This window comes from Sphingobium sp. TomMM35A, from assembly GCF_054771735.1.
In genome coordinates, this window is the sequence record NZ_BSRC01000001.1 from 1458716 (window position 1) to 1474913 (window position 16198).

At 63.5% G+C, this 16198-nt stretch carries 13 protein-coding genes; 3 read left to right on the forward strand and 10 right to left on the reverse strand.

The genetic code is table 11. The annotated features are described in order from the left end of the window. Nucleotides 1-101: 101 nt before the first annotated feature. Together ACYU8T_RS07215 and ACYU8T_RS07220 are read right to left on the reverse strand one after the other, a co-directional pair. Nucleotides 102-839: a TlyA family RNA methyltransferase gene (locus tag ACYU8T_RS07215; RefSeq protein WP_461158952.1), complete on the reverse strand. Its 738-nt coding sequence runs from the start codon at nucleotides 837-839 to the stop codon at nucleotides 102-104. Continuing rightward, complete coding sequence (locus tag ACYU8T_RS07220) at nucleotides 839-2860, reverse strand: protein-disulfide reductase DsbD family protein (protein ID WP_461158953.1); 2022 nt, start codon at nucleotides 2858-2860, stop codon at nucleotides 839-841. The genes ACYU8T_RS07215 and ACYU8T_RS07220 overlap by 1 nt, the downstream gene beginning before the upstream one ends. 79 nt (nucleotides 2861-2939) lie before the next feature. On the opposite strand from ACYU8T_RS07220, the gene ACYU8T_RS07225 reads away from it, so the two are divergent. Next, on the forward strand, nucleotides 2940-4586 hold the full coding sequence (locus tag ACYU8T_RS07225; protein WP_461158954.1) for an alkaline phosphatase family protein: 1647 nt from the start codon (nucleotides 2940-2942) through the stop codon (nucleotides 4584-4586). Between the two features lie 2 nt (nucleotides 4587-4588). Here the strand turns inward: ACYU8T_RS07225 and epsC are convergent, their stop codons facing one another. The 8 genes from epsC to ACYU8T_RS07265 all read right to left on the reverse strand — a co-directional run bounded on the left by epsC (nucleotide 4589) and on the right by ACYU8T_RS07265 (nucleotide 12545). Continuing rightward, on the reverse strand, nucleotides 4589-5596 hold the full coding sequence (epsC, locus tag ACYU8T_RS07230) for a serine O-acetyltransferase EpsC (protein WP_461158955.1): 1008 nt from the start codon (nucleotides 5594-5596) through the stop codon (nucleotides 4589-4591). Nucleotides 5597-5725: 129 nt separating this feature from the next. Beyond that, entirely contained in the window at nucleotides 5726-7027 is a 1302-nt protein-coding gene (locus ACYU8T_RS07235; RefSeq protein ID WP_461158956.1) for an ATP-binding protein, read from the reverse strand. 8 nt (nucleotides 7028-7035) lie between these two features. Further along, nucleotides 7036-7746: a response regulator gene (locus tag ACYU8T_RS07240; RefSeq protein ID WP_461158957.1), complete on the reverse strand. Its 711-nt coding sequence runs from the start codon at nucleotides 7744-7746 to the stop codon at nucleotides 7036-7038. Nucleotides 7747-7941: 195 nt separating this feature from the next. Next, nucleotides 7942-8784: a TorF family putative porin gene (locus tag ACYU8T_RS07245; protein ID WP_461158958.1), complete on the reverse strand. Its 843-nt coding sequence runs from the start codon at nucleotides 8782-8784 to the stop codon at nucleotides 7942-7944. 290 nt (nucleotides 8785-9074) lie between these two features. After that, entirely contained in the window at nucleotides 9075-10571 is a 1497-nt protein-coding gene (locus tag ACYU8T_RS07250) for a SulP family inorganic anion transporter (protein ID WP_461158959.1), read from the reverse strand. A 3-nt stretch (nucleotides 10572-10574) separates the two neighbouring features. Beyond that, on the reverse strand, nucleotides 10575-11273 hold the full coding sequence (locus ACYU8T_RS07255; protein WP_461158960.1) for a carbonic anhydrase: 699 nt from the start codon (nucleotides 11271-11273) through the stop codon (nucleotides 10575-10577). 127 nt (nucleotides 11274-11400) lie between these two features. Then, entirely contained in the window at nucleotides 11401-12111 is a 711-nt protein-coding gene (locus tag ACYU8T_RS07260) for a response regulator (RefSeq protein WP_461158961.1), read from the reverse strand. After that, nucleotides 12108-12545: a hypothetical protein gene (locus ACYU8T_RS07265; RefSeq protein WP_461158962.1), complete on the reverse strand. Its 438-nt coding sequence runs from the start codon at nucleotides 12543-12545 to the stop codon at nucleotides 12108-12110. The genes ACYU8T_RS07260 and ACYU8T_RS07265 overlap by 4 nt, the downstream gene beginning before the upstream one ends. 264 nt (nucleotides 12546-12809) lie before the next feature. Between ACYU8T_RS07265 and ACYU8T_RS07270 the strand changes: the two genes are divergently transcribed. Both ACYU8T_RS07270 and ACYU8T_RS07275 read left to right on the forward strand, forming a co-directional pair. Beyond that, the gene (locus ACYU8T_RS07270) at nucleotides 12810-13910 is read left to right on the forward strand and encodes a glycosyltransferase family 4 protein (RefSeq protein ID WP_461158963.1); all 1101 of its coding nucleotides are present in this window, start codon (nucleotides 12810-12812) and stop codon (nucleotides 13908-13910) included. A 10-nt stretch (nucleotides 13911-13920) separates the two neighbouring features. Next, the gene (locus tag ACYU8T_RS07275) at nucleotides 13921-16140 is read left to right on the forward strand and encodes an amylo-alpha-1,6-glucosidase (RefSeq protein WP_461158964.1); all 2220 of its coding nucleotides are present in this window, start codon (nucleotides 13921-13923) and stop codon (nucleotides 16138-16140) included. The last annotated feature ends 58 nt before the right edge of the window (nucleotides 16141-16198 follow it).

Genomic DNA, 16198 nt, shown 5'->3' on the forward strand with positions numbered 1-16198 from the left:
GCCGTATGGCGATGGTTTGCGGTGAAACACTTCATCCCGCAACCCGCGAATGAAGGCCGGGTTTCAGCATCTGTCACAAAATCAAACGCCCCATCCCCCGGTCATCCCTCCCGCTGCGCGCAGATCAGGAACTCGACATTGCCCTGTGGTCCGGTGATCGGGCTGGCCGTAACGCCCAACACGCTCCATCCGTTCGATGTCAGCCAGTCATGCACGTCCTGGCAGACACGCGCATGGATGGCAGGATCGCGGACGACGCCGCCCTTGCCGACTTCCTCACGGCCCGCTTCGAACTGCGGCTTGATGAGGGCGACGAGATGCGCGCCCGGCCGCGCGAAGCCGAGTGGCCTTTCCAGCACCTTGGCGAGCGAGATGAAGCTCGCATCACATACGATGATGTCGATGGGCTCGGGGATATGGTCGGCGGTCAGGATGCGGGCGCTCGTCTGTTCATGCACGATGACGCGGGGGTCCGACCTCAGCTTCCAGGCAAGCTGGTTCGTGCCGCTGTCCACAGCATAGACGCGCGCCGCTCCGTTGGTCAGCAGCACGTCGGTGAAGCCGCCGGTGGAGCTTCCAACGTCAATGGCAACCATGCCGCTCACGTCCAGCGCGAAATGCTCGATGGCATGGGCGAGTTTGATGCCGCCGCGGGACACCCAGGGATGATCGCGGCCCTTCACCTCCAGCGCGGCATCCTCGGCGACCTGTTGTCCGGCCTTGTCGATCTTCCGGTCGCCCAGGAAGACAAGGCCGGCAAGAATGAGCGCCTGTGCACGGGCCCTGCTCTCCGCCAGGCCACGATCGACGAGCAACTGGTCGGCCCGCACCTTCGCCATCAGCGCACCAAGCCGGTCAAAGTGGATACGGTCAGCAGTTGTGGCAAGGTCCGCCCCGGCTGGCCCGGCGCATAAAAGAGGTAGAGCGGCACGCCCGACCGCCCCTGCTTCTCCAGGAAGCGCGTGATTGCGGGGTCGGCGTTGGTCCAGTCTCCCACCATCACCGTTACGCCTGCCTTTCTGAAGGCCTCCCACGTATCAGAACGGTCGATGGCTGCCGCCTCGTTGGCCTTGCAGGTCAAGCACCAATCGGCGGTGAAATAGAGAAACACAGGCTTGCCCGATGCGCGCAGCCTCGCGAGGCGCGCCTCATCGAAGGCGACGCTGCCATTCTCCGCCTGTGCAATGCCATCCGCGCGCGCAGGCAAGGCCGTAGCACCCGCGCCCAGCAGCAACAGCGCTGCGGCTGCGACGGCAAAGCCTCCACGCTTGCCATGATGTTGGCGCTCTCCAAGCCACCAGAGCAGCAACGCCAGCAGCAACGCCGTGCCGAGGCCGATCGTCATGGCGAGCACCCCCCGCTGCTGCCCCAGCAGCCAGGCGAGCCCCAAGGCGGTCACGAACATCGGGATCGACAGGATCCTCTGGAAGGTACGCATCCATGGGCCAGGCCGGGGCAAACCTGCTCGCAAGGCAGGCACATAAGCAAGCAGCAGGAAGGGGAGAGCGAGCCCAAGCCCGAGCCCAGCGAAAACCGCGAGCGCCGCCGCCAGCGGCAACACCAGCGCCGCGCCCATCGCGACGCCCATGAAGGGGCCGGTGCATGGCGTGGCCACGAAGGCGACCAGCGCGCCGGTCCAGAAAGAACCGGCAACGCCAGGCTTTCCCGCCAGCTTTTCTCCGCCGCCAAAGGCGCTGAGTTCGAAAAGCCCGGCAAGATTGAACGCCACCGCCGTGACCAGCAGCAACAGCAGCAATATGATGCGCGGGTCCTGCAATTGGAATGCCCAGCCCGCCGCGACGCCTGCCGCCCGGACCGCGAGCAGCAAGCCCCCGAGCGCCAGGCAGGTGAGGATGACGCCAGCGGCATAGCCAAGCGCTTCCCGCCGAACCGCCGCTTCGTCGCCCCCCGCTCGGGCCAGCTTGAGCGCCTTCAACCCCAGGATCGGGAATACGCAGGGCATGATGTTGAGCATAAGCCCGCCCAATATCGCTCCGCCCAGTGCCAGCATGGCTGTGGACAACAGGCCGGAAGCTGGCCTGGCGACCTCGCCCGGCCGCGCGGTCAGCAGGAAGCCCACATGATCGCCGGTGCGAACAACCGCCTCGACCGCGCCTTCCTTCAAGCCCTGCCCTGCTTCGGTTTCGATCAGCAGCCGATCGCCCTCGCGCTGCACCTTTTGCGGCGCGGCATAGCGGACGACGCCATCCGCCAGCGGGAAAAGATGGACTTCAGCCGCCGCAGCTTCCCGGGGAAAGGGAATGGACACAAGCAACTTGCCATCGGCAACAGCATAGGCCGCCTCGCTCCCCAGCGGCCGGGGCAGGCGCGCGCGCCATGTATCGAACCGGGACTGAACGGCAGGCGACACGGTGCCGTCACCTACGATCAGATCAAGGGCGATGTCCGCGCTTTCGGGCACGCATATCTTGTCAGTGCAGGCCAGCCACTCCGCCTTGCCACGGATCGGCAGTCGCGTGCCCTCGGCCACCTCTGGCGCAATGCGTAACGGCGCAAGAAGCGCGTAGGGACCTTCATAGACATGGTTCATGAGGCCGGAGATCAGCAGGGTTTCTGGCACGGGGTAACGGAGCGGGCCGACGCTGACGCCCTTTGGCAACGACCATTTGACCGTCATGCCCAAGCCCGCATCGCCCGGATTTTGCCAATAGCCGTGCCAGCCCGCTTCGGGCGTCATGGCGAAGGCGATCAGGCTCGCCGATCCCGGGGCAGGCGCTGGACTTTCGGGAACGAGTTGCAGGGCGATGTGCGGCCTGCCCGATCCGAATGCGCCCTGGGCGCTAGCGGCCGGCGCGACAAAGAGCGCCAGCGTCATCAAGAGGACATGGAAAATCCGCATCGGGCCTCTGTTCGCGTAGATCACAGCGGGCTAGGTCCGCAGGGTTGCGCCGTCAAGGCGCCAGAAGGGATTGGAAAAGATGTTCGGGAAAGTGCTTCATACCCTCCTGCTGCTGGCGCCCCTGCCCGTGCTGGCGCAACCGGCAGCGCCGACGGGTTCCGGCACGCCGCCCCGCCTGATCATCGCCATCTCCGTCGACCAGTTTTCCGCTGATCTCTTCAGCGAATATCGCCCTTATTACACGGGCGGTCTGAAGCGATTGAGTGGGGGCGCAGTGTTTCCGCGCGGCTATCAAAGCCATGCCGCGACCGAAACCTGCCCTGGCCACAGCACCATCCTGACGGGCAGCCGCCCTTCCCGCACGGGCATCATCGCCAATAGCTGGATCGATCAGAAGGCTGGCCGGGCCGACAAGACGATCTATTGCGCGGAGGATGAGAGCCAGGCGGGCAGCAGCAGCTCCAACTATGTCGCCTCCCCCATCCATCTGCGCGTGCCCACGCTGGGCGAGCGCATGAAAGCGGCAAATCCGGCAACCCGCAACATCGCCATCGCTGGCAAGGATCGCGCTGCCATCATGATGGGCGGCGCAAAGGCGGACCAGATCTGGTGGCTGAGTTCCAAGGGCTATGTCAGCTATCCCGGCATCGCCACGCCGCCGCTGGTCGCGCGGGTCAATGAGATATTCCAGCAGCGTTTGGCTGAGCCCAATGCCGGGTTCGAACTGCCTGCGCAATGCGCCGCGAAGGACTTTCCGGTGCGCGTGGCGCCGGATCGCACGGTGGGTACAGGACGCTTAGAAAGGCCCGCAGGCCGCTATGATGCGTTCCGCGCGTCGCCTGAACAGGATGCGATGACGCTCGCATTCGCGGCGGCCACGATCGAGACGATGGGCCTTGGCAAGCAGCCCCAGACCGACATCATCTCCATCGGACTTTCGGCAACGGACGTCATCGGTCACGCCTATGGGACGGAAGGAACGGAAAGCTGCATCCAGGTCGATCGGCTGGACCGCGAACTGGGCGCCTTCTTCGACCGGCTCGACCAGCAGGGTCTGGATTATGTCGTGGTCCTGACGGCGGACCATGGCGGCCATGACCTTCCCGAACGCCACCAGCAAAATGCCATGCCGATGGAGCAGCGCGTCGACGCGGCGCTGCTGCCCGGCGCGCTTGCAAAGGCCGTGGCCGCTCGCACCGGAATGGAGGTAAAAGGGCTTATCCTGGGCGATGGGCCTTCGGGCGACCTTTATTTCAACCTTGGGCTGACGCCTGCCCAGCGCGCCAAGGTGGAAGCAGCGACCCTCGCGCTGCTCCGCGCGCATCCCCAGGTGGAAGCCGTGTTCACCAAGGCGCAGCTTGCGGCCACTCCCTCGCCTTCGGGGCCGCCGGAAAGCTGGAGCCTGATTCAGGAGGCGCGCGCCAGTTTCGATCCCGAGCGGTCGGGCGACCTTCTGTTGCTGCTGAAACCCCGGATAACGCCGATCACCGACCCCTCGCACGGCTCCGTCGCCACGCACGGCTCTCCCTGGGACACGGATCGCCGCGTCCCTATCCTGTTCTGGCGCAAGGGGATGCGCCCTTTCGAACAGCCGCTGGGGGTTGAGACGGTGGACATCATGCCGACGCTTGCCGCGCTGATTGGCTTGCCCGTGCTCCGGAGCGAGATTGACGGCCGGTGCCTGGACCTGATCGCCGGGCCAGAGGATAGCTGCGCCGGGAGATAAGGTCAGATATTTTCCGCGAACCCATCCCGCTCCGCGTCGACCAGAGCATGGACGCGGTGCGGGGCGGAGACTTCGACCCGGCTGGTCACTTCATATTGGGCCTTAGCCTGGCGGACATTGCTGTTCGCGGGCACGCTGTCGGTCAGCCAGACATTGCCGCCGATGACGGAGCGGCTGCCGATGATAATGCGGCCTAGGATCGTTGCACCGGCATAGATCACCACGTCATCCTCTAAGATCGGGTGCCGGGGCAACGCCTTGGCAAGCGCGCCCCTTTCGTCAGCGGGGAAGCTGCGCGCGCCCAGCGTCACGCCTTGATATAGCCGCACCCGGTCTCCCACGATCGCCGTTTCGCCGATCACCACGCCGGTCCCATGGTCGATGAAGAAGCTGCGGCCGATCGTCGCGCCCGGATGAATGTCGATACCGGTGCGCGAATGGGCGATTTCCGATATGATGCGCGCTACCAAGGGCGCGCCCAGATCATAGAGGCGATGCGCAAGCCGGTGATGGATGATGGCCAGCATCGACGGGTAGCAGATCAGCACCTCATCAACGCTGCGCGCGGCGGGATCACCCAGAAACGCGGCTTCCACGTCCGTGTCCAGCAATTCGCGCAGACCCGGCAGGCTTTGGGCGAAGTTGCCGATGATCTGCGACGCTTCACGATCGATCTCCGCCGCAGGGCTGCCATGCATGGCGTAGAGCAGTTCAAGGCGGATCTGGCCGTAGAGGCGGCTGAGCGCCGTCTGCAACGTCTGCGCCACAAAGGCATCTTCATTGTGGATGCGCACGAAGCTCGGCCCCAGGCGGAGCGGGAAGAGTGCGCCGCAGAGCGAGCTCATGATCTTGGCGAGGTTGGCGCGCGAGGGAAAACCTTCAGCGCCATATTCGGCATGATGCTGCTGCGCTTCCCGCCAGCGGGTGCGCACCGCCCCAAGATCGCTCACGAGCCGGTCGAGGTCCCAATAGCCTTCCACCACCGGATCTTCTTCGCCTTCTGCCGTCATATACGCCTCTTGTTCCACAAGGGGTGGCATAGACCGCGATCGGGCTGTTCGGTAAACGAGTTTTGCTTGCAGCCCCGAAGCTTCTCTTTTCGCCGAAGCGGGCCACTTGCTGCAGCGGACGGGAGCCGCTTACCCCAGAGGCAGGCGGATTTCGGCGCTCAGTCCGCCGGTCGGCCGGTTCGCCAGGATGAGCTCGCCATCCTCCTGTTCCACCGCCTTCGCGACGATCGCCAGGCCCAGACCCAAGCCCCTTGTGTTGCGCCCGCGCGCCTCGTCCAGCCTCGCAAAGGGCTTCAGCACCTCCTCCATCTTGTCTTCCGGGATACCGGGGCCGTCATCTTCCACCCGGATCAGCACTTTGCCGGTGCGGCGCTCAACGGTCACATAGGCGCGCTGCCCATAATGAAGCGCATTTTCCACCAGGTTCATGACCGCGCGGCGCAAGTGGAGCGGCCGGGCATTCATCTCCAGATGATCGGGCCCTTCATAGCTGACATCCGCGCCCTGATCCTGAAAAGCGTCGACCACGGTCGCCACAGTGACGGCGACATCGGCCCGGACCGGAGCCTCGCCATTCTTTTCCCCGCCCAGGAACGCGAGCAGGGATTCGATCATCGCGCCCATTTCCGCCAGATCTTCGGCCATGGCGTCGCGCGCTTCGTCATCCTTAATGGCCTCAAGACGCAGTTGCAGGCGGGCGAGCGGCGTGCGCAGATCATGTCCGACCGCCGCCAATGTTTCGGTCCGTTCAGTGATCAGACGGTGGATGCGCTTTTGCATCGCGTTGAACGCGCGGATCAGGTCCCGCACGTCACTGGTGCCGCCCTCCGCAACCACGACCTCATCGCTCAGGCCAATATGCTCCGTCGCCTTGGTGAGGTCCTTGAGCGGCGCGAGCGTCCGCCGTATCATCATCGCGCCCGCCACCATCAACGCCACCAGCGGGATGAGCGCCAGCCCCATCCGGCCGATAGTGAAGGTCCATTGGCCCCCGGTGTGGCGCATGCCGAAATAGAGCCAGCTGCCATCAGGCAGCTGCAAGCCGCCATTGATCTGCGAACTGCGGCCCGGTGACGCCAGGCGCAGCCAGAGGCTGGACTGCTCAAGGCTTGGCTCCCACGCGATGATCTGCCGCCGCATGCGCTCCAGCTCCGGTGCGAGCGCTGGTGGCGGCGGGGATGCGGGTGTCCAGTGCACGTCGTAGCGGTCGGTGGTGAGTTGGATGGCCATGGCGTGCCGCTCGCCCGGCGGCTGCTCCGTCACCAGCTTGCGCGCGATCACCAGATGCTCGGCCAACCGCCGGGCTTCGTCATCCTGCAGGGACAGGTGCCCTGCCCGCTCGTAAATCAGAGTCCCGACGGCGAATTCGAGCGTCAGCGCCAGCAGCAGGATTGCCAGAAGCCGTCCAACCAGGCCTACCGACCGGCTCACATGCAGCCTCAAGCCCTACTGACTTCCGCGTTGAACATATAGCCCACGCCACGCACCGTGGTGATGGGTGCTGCCGAGCCTTCGGTCGAAAGCTTGCGCCGCAACCGGCTGACGAGCACGTCGATGCTCCGGTCGGAACTGTCGCCCATGCGGGTGCGCGACAATTCGATCAAGCGCTCGCGCGCGATGACGCGCTGCGGATGGCTGAGGAACGATCCGAGCAGGTCGAACTCGGCGCCGGTCAGGTCCACGATCGCGCCAGTGGGCGAACGCAGTTCGCGGCGCGGGAAGTTCACGATCCAGCCGTCGAAGCGCGCTTCATTTTCCCGATGTTCGTCAGGGCCACGCTCAACGCCGACACGGCGCAGGATCGCCCTGATCCGCGCGATCAGCTCGCGGGTGCCGAACGGCTTGGGCAGATAGTCGTCCGCGCCCAGTTCCAGCCCGACGATGCGATCGGTCTCACTGCCTTTCGCGCTGATGAAGATGATGGGAACGTCGCTTTTGCGCCGGATCTGGCGGCAAAGATCGATGCCGTTGGTGCCGGGCAGCATGACGTCCAGCACGACCAGATCGACCGGTCCAGCATCAAAGGCAACCCACATTTCCGGACCCGAAGAGGCAGGGCGGACCTGATAGCCATGTTCCTGAAGCGCGCGCGCGGTCAGCGTACGCAGCGGCGGATCGTCTTCGACAAGTATGATCGTGGGAGCGGTCATGCCGGAAAGGGTGCGCAACGGGAACGGCTCATGCCGTTCGGGATAGAGAGCGCTGCCAAGGGGGTCAACCGATGCTTGCCCCAGAAACCCTTGGAAACAGGTTCAGCAATATTTTGTCATGCCGGGGACATTCTTCCCCCGAAATCATGCAGATTATCATGCCGGGCCCGCATATGAGGGCCCGGCATGCTTCTGTCAGAAGGCGGCCGTAAGGGAGAAGACCACCTGGCTGCGGGCGATCGACTTGCCGAAATTGTCGCCGTCCTGAACCATGAAGTTCGGGCGGATGTAGTTTTCTTCCGAACGCTTGATGTCGGTATCGACATAAGCAACGCCCAGCGTCAGCGGGGTGCCGGGGATCGCGAGGTCAGCGCCGACCAGCCAGTCGAGATACTTGCCCGTAGGCGCGATCGACGTACCGTTCGGGCCAAGGCCGGGGTTGCCGTCCGAATAGCCCAAATGCGCCTTCAGCGTGAGCGGGGTTTCGGGGATGGAACCGCTGATATCGCCCCAGATGTAGAGATTGTCTTCCTTGTCACCCGGATTTGCGACCGTGCAGGCCGCGTCGCTGCACCAGTTACCCAGAGCCTGCTGCTTGGGCGCATAGGCGACGCCGAGCAGACCCTTGACCGGACCAAGCTGGCTGGAAAGCTTCACATAGGGCTCGGCGAAGTCGGTCTTGTCCGCGCCCGACGGATACATGTACCAGGTAAGGCCGACGTCCAGCGTCGCGCCGCCGAGCGGAATGGCGTAGCCCGCGAACAGATCAAGTTCCATGTTGGCGCCGCCGAACTGGCCCCAGCCAGCAAGGTTCGAAGCCCAGGTGCCGACATAGGCGCCGCTTTCGTGCGTGGCGGTAATGCCGCCCTGAATGGCCATGCCCTGGTCAGTCTGAGACACGCCGCGGAAACGATAATCGGAAACGAGCGCGACGCTGCCCGATACGGTGACGGGTCCTTCGGCTTCTTCCTGGGCAAAGGCCGGGGCACTCGACAAGAGGGCGAGAGCCGCACAGGCGATCTGGTATTTCATGAACATTCCCCTTTTTCGGTAAGAATGTTCCGTCCTGCGTCCGCGCTGGTTCTTAGGTCGTCTTGCCTGCGATTACCGGCGGATTGACAGCAGGCTATGTCGCGCCGCCCGAAAGCGGAATGCCATTTTACTGCACCTGCGAAGGCAACAGCAAAAGCGTGCCGCAAAAGGCACGGTTGTTGTCCATATTCATTCTGAATATGTCTATTTCATTTCCACATCGCACATAAATGTAAAAAATGCCGCCGCGCCTCGGAGGGGCGCGGCGGCAACGTCGCCTGACGGGGGGTGACAGTTCAGGCGGCTAGATTGCGCAGGCGTCCTGCAGCGCCGGCCAGTTCGACACTGTTGCCGGCACCCCGGCGCCGATCCATCCATTCCCGCACCATCTCGGCACAGGTATGGTCGATGTGCAGCAATCGCTCGACATTCAGGATGACAGGGCGCTCGGCAGGAACCGCTTCCAGCTTGGCCGACAATTTCGGCAAGGTCAGGAAGGTCGCGGTGCCATGCAGGGCCAGCTCATGCGTATCGCCGCGCTGCTCGTCGTCCACGCCAAGCTTCAGGCGGCGGGCATGGGGCAGCAGTTCCAGAAGCGACAGGCCGATGCCTACCAGCACGCCGGTCAGCAGGTCGGTAGCAACGACCATGATCAACGTCGCGGCCCAGACGACCACCGGCAGCGGACCATAGCGGTGCAGCAGGTGCTTAGCATGATCCAGGCTGACCAGCCGGACACCCGTCACCACCAATATGCCCGCGAGCGCAGCCATCGGGATTTCGCGCAGCAGCCAGGGGAGCAACGCGACGAAGCCGAGTATCCAGAAGCCATGCATGATCGCGGAAAGCCGGGTCTTCGCGCCAGCCTGGACGTTGGCGGAGCTGCGGACGATAACGCCGGTCATCGGCAAGGCACCAGCCACGCCGCACAGCAGGTTGCCGACACCCTGGGCGCTCAGTTCCTTGTTATAGTTGGTCCGCACGCCATTATGCATCCGGTCCACCGCAGCCGCCGACAACAGCGTTTCCGCGCTCGCGATGAAGGCGATCGCGACGGCAGTGGTGATGATCGTCGGGTTCATCAACTGCTGAAGCAGACCCTCGCCCGGCAAGGTCACCGCCGCCACGATGGATTCGGGCACCACGACGCGTGCCACCGGCAGGCTGAACAGGAATGCCACGAGCGTCGCCAGCACGACGCCGACCAATGCGCCGGGCAGCAGCTTCATGGAAGCGGGGCGAATCTTTTCCCAACCCAACATTCCGCCGATTGTGACAAGACCGATGGCAAAGGCAGTCGCTGCGTCCTGATTGCTGAGGCCGAAGATCTGGCCCGGCATCGCAACCAGGTTGGCAAGGCCGCTCGACAACGGCTTGTCATCGAACAGGACGTGGAACTGACCGACGACGATCAGGACGCCGATCCCCGCCAGCATGCCGTGGACGACCGCAGGCGAAATGGCGCGAAACCATCCGCCGACGCGCAGGAGGCCGGCGACGACCTGGATCGCGCCCGCAAGGATCAGGATCGGGCCGAGGGCGGACAGCCCCTGTTCGCGCACGATTTCGAAGACGATGACGGCAAGGCCTGCCGCAGGGCCGCTGACCTGCAGGGGAGAACCGGCCAGCAGACCAACGACGATGCCGCCGATGATGCCGGTGATCAGGCCCTTTTCCGGTGGCACGCCGGATGCGACCGCAATGCCCATGCAGAGCGGCATCGCCACCAGGAACACGACGATGGAAGCAGTCAAGTCGCGGCTGAAAGTGCCGCCGGAAAGAGCTTTCAACATGGTTTACTCCGCAGCCACGGCGATGCTGGTTTCGCCAGCAAGGCGGCGCGACTGCGCCTGAGCGACGGGAAGCGGCTGGCCTTCACGCATGGCGACGAACCGCCCGGTTTCGCCATCGAGCCCAAGCACCTGACCCGCATGGATATCGACATACCAGCCGTGCAGCGCGATTTCCCCGCGCGCCATGCCCGACGCCACCGACGGATGGGTGCGCAGATGGTTCAGCTGCACCACGACATTTTCAAGCGCCATGTTGCGCAGCTTTTCAGCGTCGCTGAGGTCGGACGGGTAGCTTTCCCGGCACACCTTCTGCGCGGCGTGCGAATGGCGCAGCCAAGCGGCGACATTGGGCATCGACGTCAGGTCGGCGTCAGTCGCCAGCGCCTTCATCGCGCCGCAATCGCTGTGACCGCATACGATGATGTCGCGCACGCCCAGAACCATGACGGCATATTCGACCGTCGCGGTGACGCCGCCCAGCTGACTCGCATGCGGGGGAACGATGTTGCCCGCGTTGCGGCACACGAACAGATCGCCCGGATCGGCCTGCATGATATGTTCCGGCACGATGCGGGAATCGGCGCAGGATATCATCAGCGCCTTGGGGTTCTGCCCATGGCTGGCAAGCTGGTTGTAGAGCGCGCTCTTCTTCGAAAAGACCTGGCTTTCGAAACTGAAGACGCGACCGATTAGCTCGTTCATCGCTTCTATCCTTCTTTACTGGTTGCCGGTCAGGGGGACAGACCGGCGTAGTTTGAAGGATAGGAACGGCCCTTTGCTGCGTCGCAGCGCTTTTGTTAAATATTATGTCTGACTGGATTTTCTGTCGTCACTGCCGTTCAACGGCGGCGCTCAGCATATATCCGGCGCCCCGGACAGTGACGATCGGTGCTGGCCTGCCGCCAACGCTGAGCTTCCGGCGAACGCGACTGACCAGCACATCTATGCTGCGGTCAGACGACGGCGCGTCGCGAACTCCAGCCAATTCCATCAACCTAAGGCGCGGGATCACCGTTTGCGGATGATCCAGCAACACTTGCAGCAATGCGAATTCAGCCGCCGTGAGTGCGATCAGCGCGCCCTCCCCGTCCCGCACCTCACGCCGGGCGAAATCGACCTGCCATCCATCGAACTGCGCAAGCGTGCTGGCTCGCAGGCCGATGAGCCGGTCTTTCTTGCTGCGGCGCAGCACCGCGCGCAGCCGGGCGGCGAGTTCCCGGTTCGAATAGGGCTTGGCCATATAGTCGTCCGCGCCCAGTTCCAGCCCGACGACCCGATCGACCTCGCTGCCACCCGCGCCTACCAATATGATCGGAATGTCGCTCCGTTCCCGGACGTCCCGGCACAGGTCAAGGCCATCGGCACCGCGCAAGGCCGCATCCAGCACCAACGCGCCTACCGGCACGGCTTTGATCGCGTTGAATATGTCCGCCGCCGATCCGGCGGGCAGCGCGCGAAAGCCGCTCTGCTCCAGATATTCGCGTACCTGCTCGCGCAGATCCGGCTTTTCCTCGGCAATCAGGATCAGGGGTGCGCTCATCCACCCTTCACTGACAGGCTGTGGAGGGCTTGGAGTTCTCCTGAAACGGTTGCGCTGTCCTGCTGTGCTACCATCAGCGCCTCGGCCGCGTTCGCCCGTGCATAGCGATCCATCTCTGCATCTATTTGGCTGCGCGCACTTGCGCAGGCGCCGGCATAGCTGCCCGACAGCGGCGTGAAGCGGTGGATGGCTTTGCCCAAGGCGGAAACAGCATGCCCTTCCGAATTGACCGTGCGAGCGACGCCGACATTCGCTTGCCAACGGCAAACGGGCGTCGCGGAACGCGTGGCAAAGCGCGGCTCCACTTGCTGGAAATGAACCGTCGATATCGTCTCGTAGCTGGCGCGATATCGCGTGGCGCCGTGGCTGATGTCCGCGCTGTGGACAGGAGCGGTCAATGTCAAGGCTGCGGCTGACACAATGATGGGAAACATCCGAACCAACTCCTGCCGACGAAAGACAACCGGCTCACGCATAGGACGCGCAAATGTCTCTGAAATTTGCCGAATGTTACAAATTGTTGCTGGAGGGCTTTGAAAGGCATGTGCCGCATTGCTGACGGCGCACCGTTCCACGGTACGCCCCTGAACCGCGACTGGCCGTACAATCCTATGCAACCGAACCAACATTTAAGTTTTTAACCCACGTCAACGGCTCCGTGCTGTGGCGGCTTTCAAGTCCAATGATGGGGTTACCGAATGAAAATCGCGCAAATCGCTCCACTGGCCGAAAGCGTGCCGCCAAAGCTCTATGGCGGAACCGAGCGTATCGTTTCCTACCTGACCGAAGCCCTGATCGACCAGGGCCATGACGTGACCTTGTTCGCCAGCGGAGATTCCATCACGCGCGCGGAACTGGTTCCGGTGACGGACATGGCGTTGCGGCTCAATCCCCATGTCCGCGACCCCATCCCCTATCACATGATGCTGCTCGACGCGGTGCGCCAACGAGCCGACGAATTCGATGCGCTGCATTTTCACATCGATCTGGTTCACATGCCGCTGTTCCAGGACATTATCGGCCGATGCATCACCACCTTGCATGGGCGTCTGGACCTTCCCGATCTGGTCCCCTTCTACCAGACCTTCCCCAACCACAGCCTGGTGTCCATTTCCGATCATCAAAGGCTGCCGATGCCGCCGGTGAACTGGGCCGGGACGGTGTATCACGGTCTTCCCGCCGATCTGCTGCCACCCAAGATCGGCTGTGACGATGGCTATCTCGCTTTCCTCGGGCGCATATCGCCTGAAAAGCGGCCCGATCGCGCGATCCGCATCGCCGCCCGCTCAGGCAAGCCGCTCAAGATCGCCGCAAAGATCGACAATGTGGACAAGGGCTATTGGGAAGCGGAGATTGCGCCGCTCCTCAGCCTCTATCCCAACATCGATTTTATCGGAGAGATCAACGAAACGCAAAAAGCGGAATTCCTTGGCGGCGCCAGCGCGCTTCTTTTCCCGATCGACTGGCCCGAGCCGTTCGGCCTTGTGATGATCGAGGCGATGGCCTGCGCCACGCCCGTCATCGCCTTCCGCTGCGGTTCGGTGCCGGAGATCATCGACCATGGCGTGTCCGGCTTCATCGTCGATACCGAGGATCAGGCAGTGGAAGCCGTGTCCCGGCTCGGCGAACTGGACCGCAGCGCCGTGCGCGCCGCCTTTGACGCACGCTTCACGGCAGACCGGATGGCGGCAGGCTATGTCTCGCTCTACCATGCTCTGCCCGGCGCGCGAACCGATGCCGCAAGGCTCCGCCGCGAGCGCGGGGACGAAGCGGAACTTCATTTGCAGGTAGTCGGATAAGGAGCGTTGCATGACAGTGAGCCAGTTGCAGCCAGAAGCTTTGGCAGCCGAACCGGCAAAGTCCCTGTCCCAGCAGCAGACCCAATTCTTCATTCCGGCCACTGCTTCCCTGCACGAGCGGCGGCCGCGAACGTTGAAGCATGGCGACAGCTTTGCGGTGTTCGATCATAGCGGCGACGCGATTGCCGGGCCCGGTAGTCCGGAGGGACTGTACCATCGGGACACCCGGCACCTGTCGCACCTGTACCTGACGATCAACGGACAGCGGCCGATCCTGCTGAGTTCAGCGCTGCGTGATGACAATGCCATCCTGACATGCGACCTCACCAACCCGGATTTTCCGGGCGATGATGGCAGGGTCGCGGTGGAACATGACCTTATCCACTTCCGCCGCACCCGGTTCCTCTGGGAATCCGCGATTCACGAGCGGATCACGATCCGCAATTTCGATGCCGAAGCGCGAACCGTGCGGGTCGACGTGGGCTTTGCCGCCGACTTTGCCGACCTGTTCGAGATACGTGGCATGACGCGGCTGCGGAAAGGATCGATGAAGTCGCCGGTGCTTGGCCCCGCAGACGTGCTGCTCGCCTATGAGGGGCGCGACGCAAAGACGCGCGAAACCCATATCTGCTTCGATCCGCAGCCCCAGGAACTTACCGACAGCCACGCCGCCTTCGAAGTGGTCGTGCCAGCCGGAGAACGGCGCACCTTGTACATGCGGATCGCTTGCGAACGTGTGGAATTAGCGGCAGAACCCTTCTCGCGCCAGTTCCTGAAAGCCCTTCGCGAGTCCATGCAGTCGCTGAAACAGGCGCGGGCACGTGGCGCGACAGTGCGATCGTCTAACCCGCTGTTCGATGAGGTCACGCGCCGGTCCGTCGCGGACATCACGATGCTGTCCACCGATACCGAATATGGCCCCTACCCTTATGCGGGTATCCCATGGTTCAGCACCGTCTTCGGCCGCGACGCGATCATCACGGCGCTGGAGACGCTCTGGCTGGATCCTGCGATGAGCCGTGGCGTGCTGGGCTATCTGGCCAAGCATCAAGCGACGCAGTTTGATCCCGCTGCGGATGCGGAACCCGGTAAGATCCTGCATGAGGTTCGCCATGGCGAAATGGCGGAACTGGGCGAAGTGCCCTTCCGCCACTATTATGGCAGCATTGATTCCACCCCCTTGTTCATCATGCTCGCGGGCGCGTATCTGGAGCGCACCGGCGACCTCCCCTTCGTCACCGGACTGCTCACCAATATCGAAGCGGCACTGCTGTGGATCGACGATCATGGCGACCGGGACAAGGACGGCTTCGTCGAATATGGCCGCCTGACGGACCAGGGCCTTACCAATCAGGGCTGGAAGGACAGCCATGATTCCGTCTTCCACGAAGACGGGTCGATCGCACGGGGACCCATCGCCCTCGCCGAGGTTCAGGCCTATGTCTACGGGGCCTGGAAAGCCGCCGAAGCCATCTATGCCGCGCTCGGCGATGCTGCGCGCGGGCTGGATTATGGATCGAGGGCGGATCGCCTGCGCGACCATTTTGACGATGCCTTTTTCGACGCGCAACTTGGCACCTATGTGCTTGCGCTCGACGGGGAAAAGCGGCCATGCCGTGTGCGTTCGTCGAACGCTGGCCATGTGCTCTTCACTGGCCTGGCAAAGGAAAACAGGGTGGAGTCCGTGGTTCGGACGCTGATGGCGCCAGCCTCCTTTTCCGGATGGGGCGTGCGCACCATCGCCTCCACCGAAGCGCGGTACAATCCGATGAGCTATCATAACGGGTCGATCTGGCCGCACGACAATGCCCTCATCGCGGCGGGCTTTTCGCGCTACGGCTACAAGCGGGAGGCGGCCCAGATATTCGAGGGGCTGTTCGCGGCGGCCACCTATGTCGATCTCATGCGCCTGCCGGAACTCTTCTGCGGATTCCCGCGCCGCCGTGCGCAAGGACCGACGTTCTACCCGGTCGCCTGCAGCCCGCAGGCATGGTCAGCCGCCGCGCCTCTCTCCCTCATCCAGTCGAGCCTTGGCATCGGCTTCGATGTGGCCGGGCCGGAAATCTCCCTGCGCGAACCTGCCCTTCCCCGTTTTCTTGACGAACTGAGGCTATATGGCCTGCGCGTGGGGGAAGCGTCGGTCGACATCGCCTTTGACCGGATGGACGACAAGGTGGTCGTCAAGCCGCTCGACCGAACCGGACCTGCGCGGGTCGTGACCATATCCTGATACGTCCGCCGGGCTGAGCGGTGAGATTTGCGTTGACGTAACGTCCGGAAAACGCGGT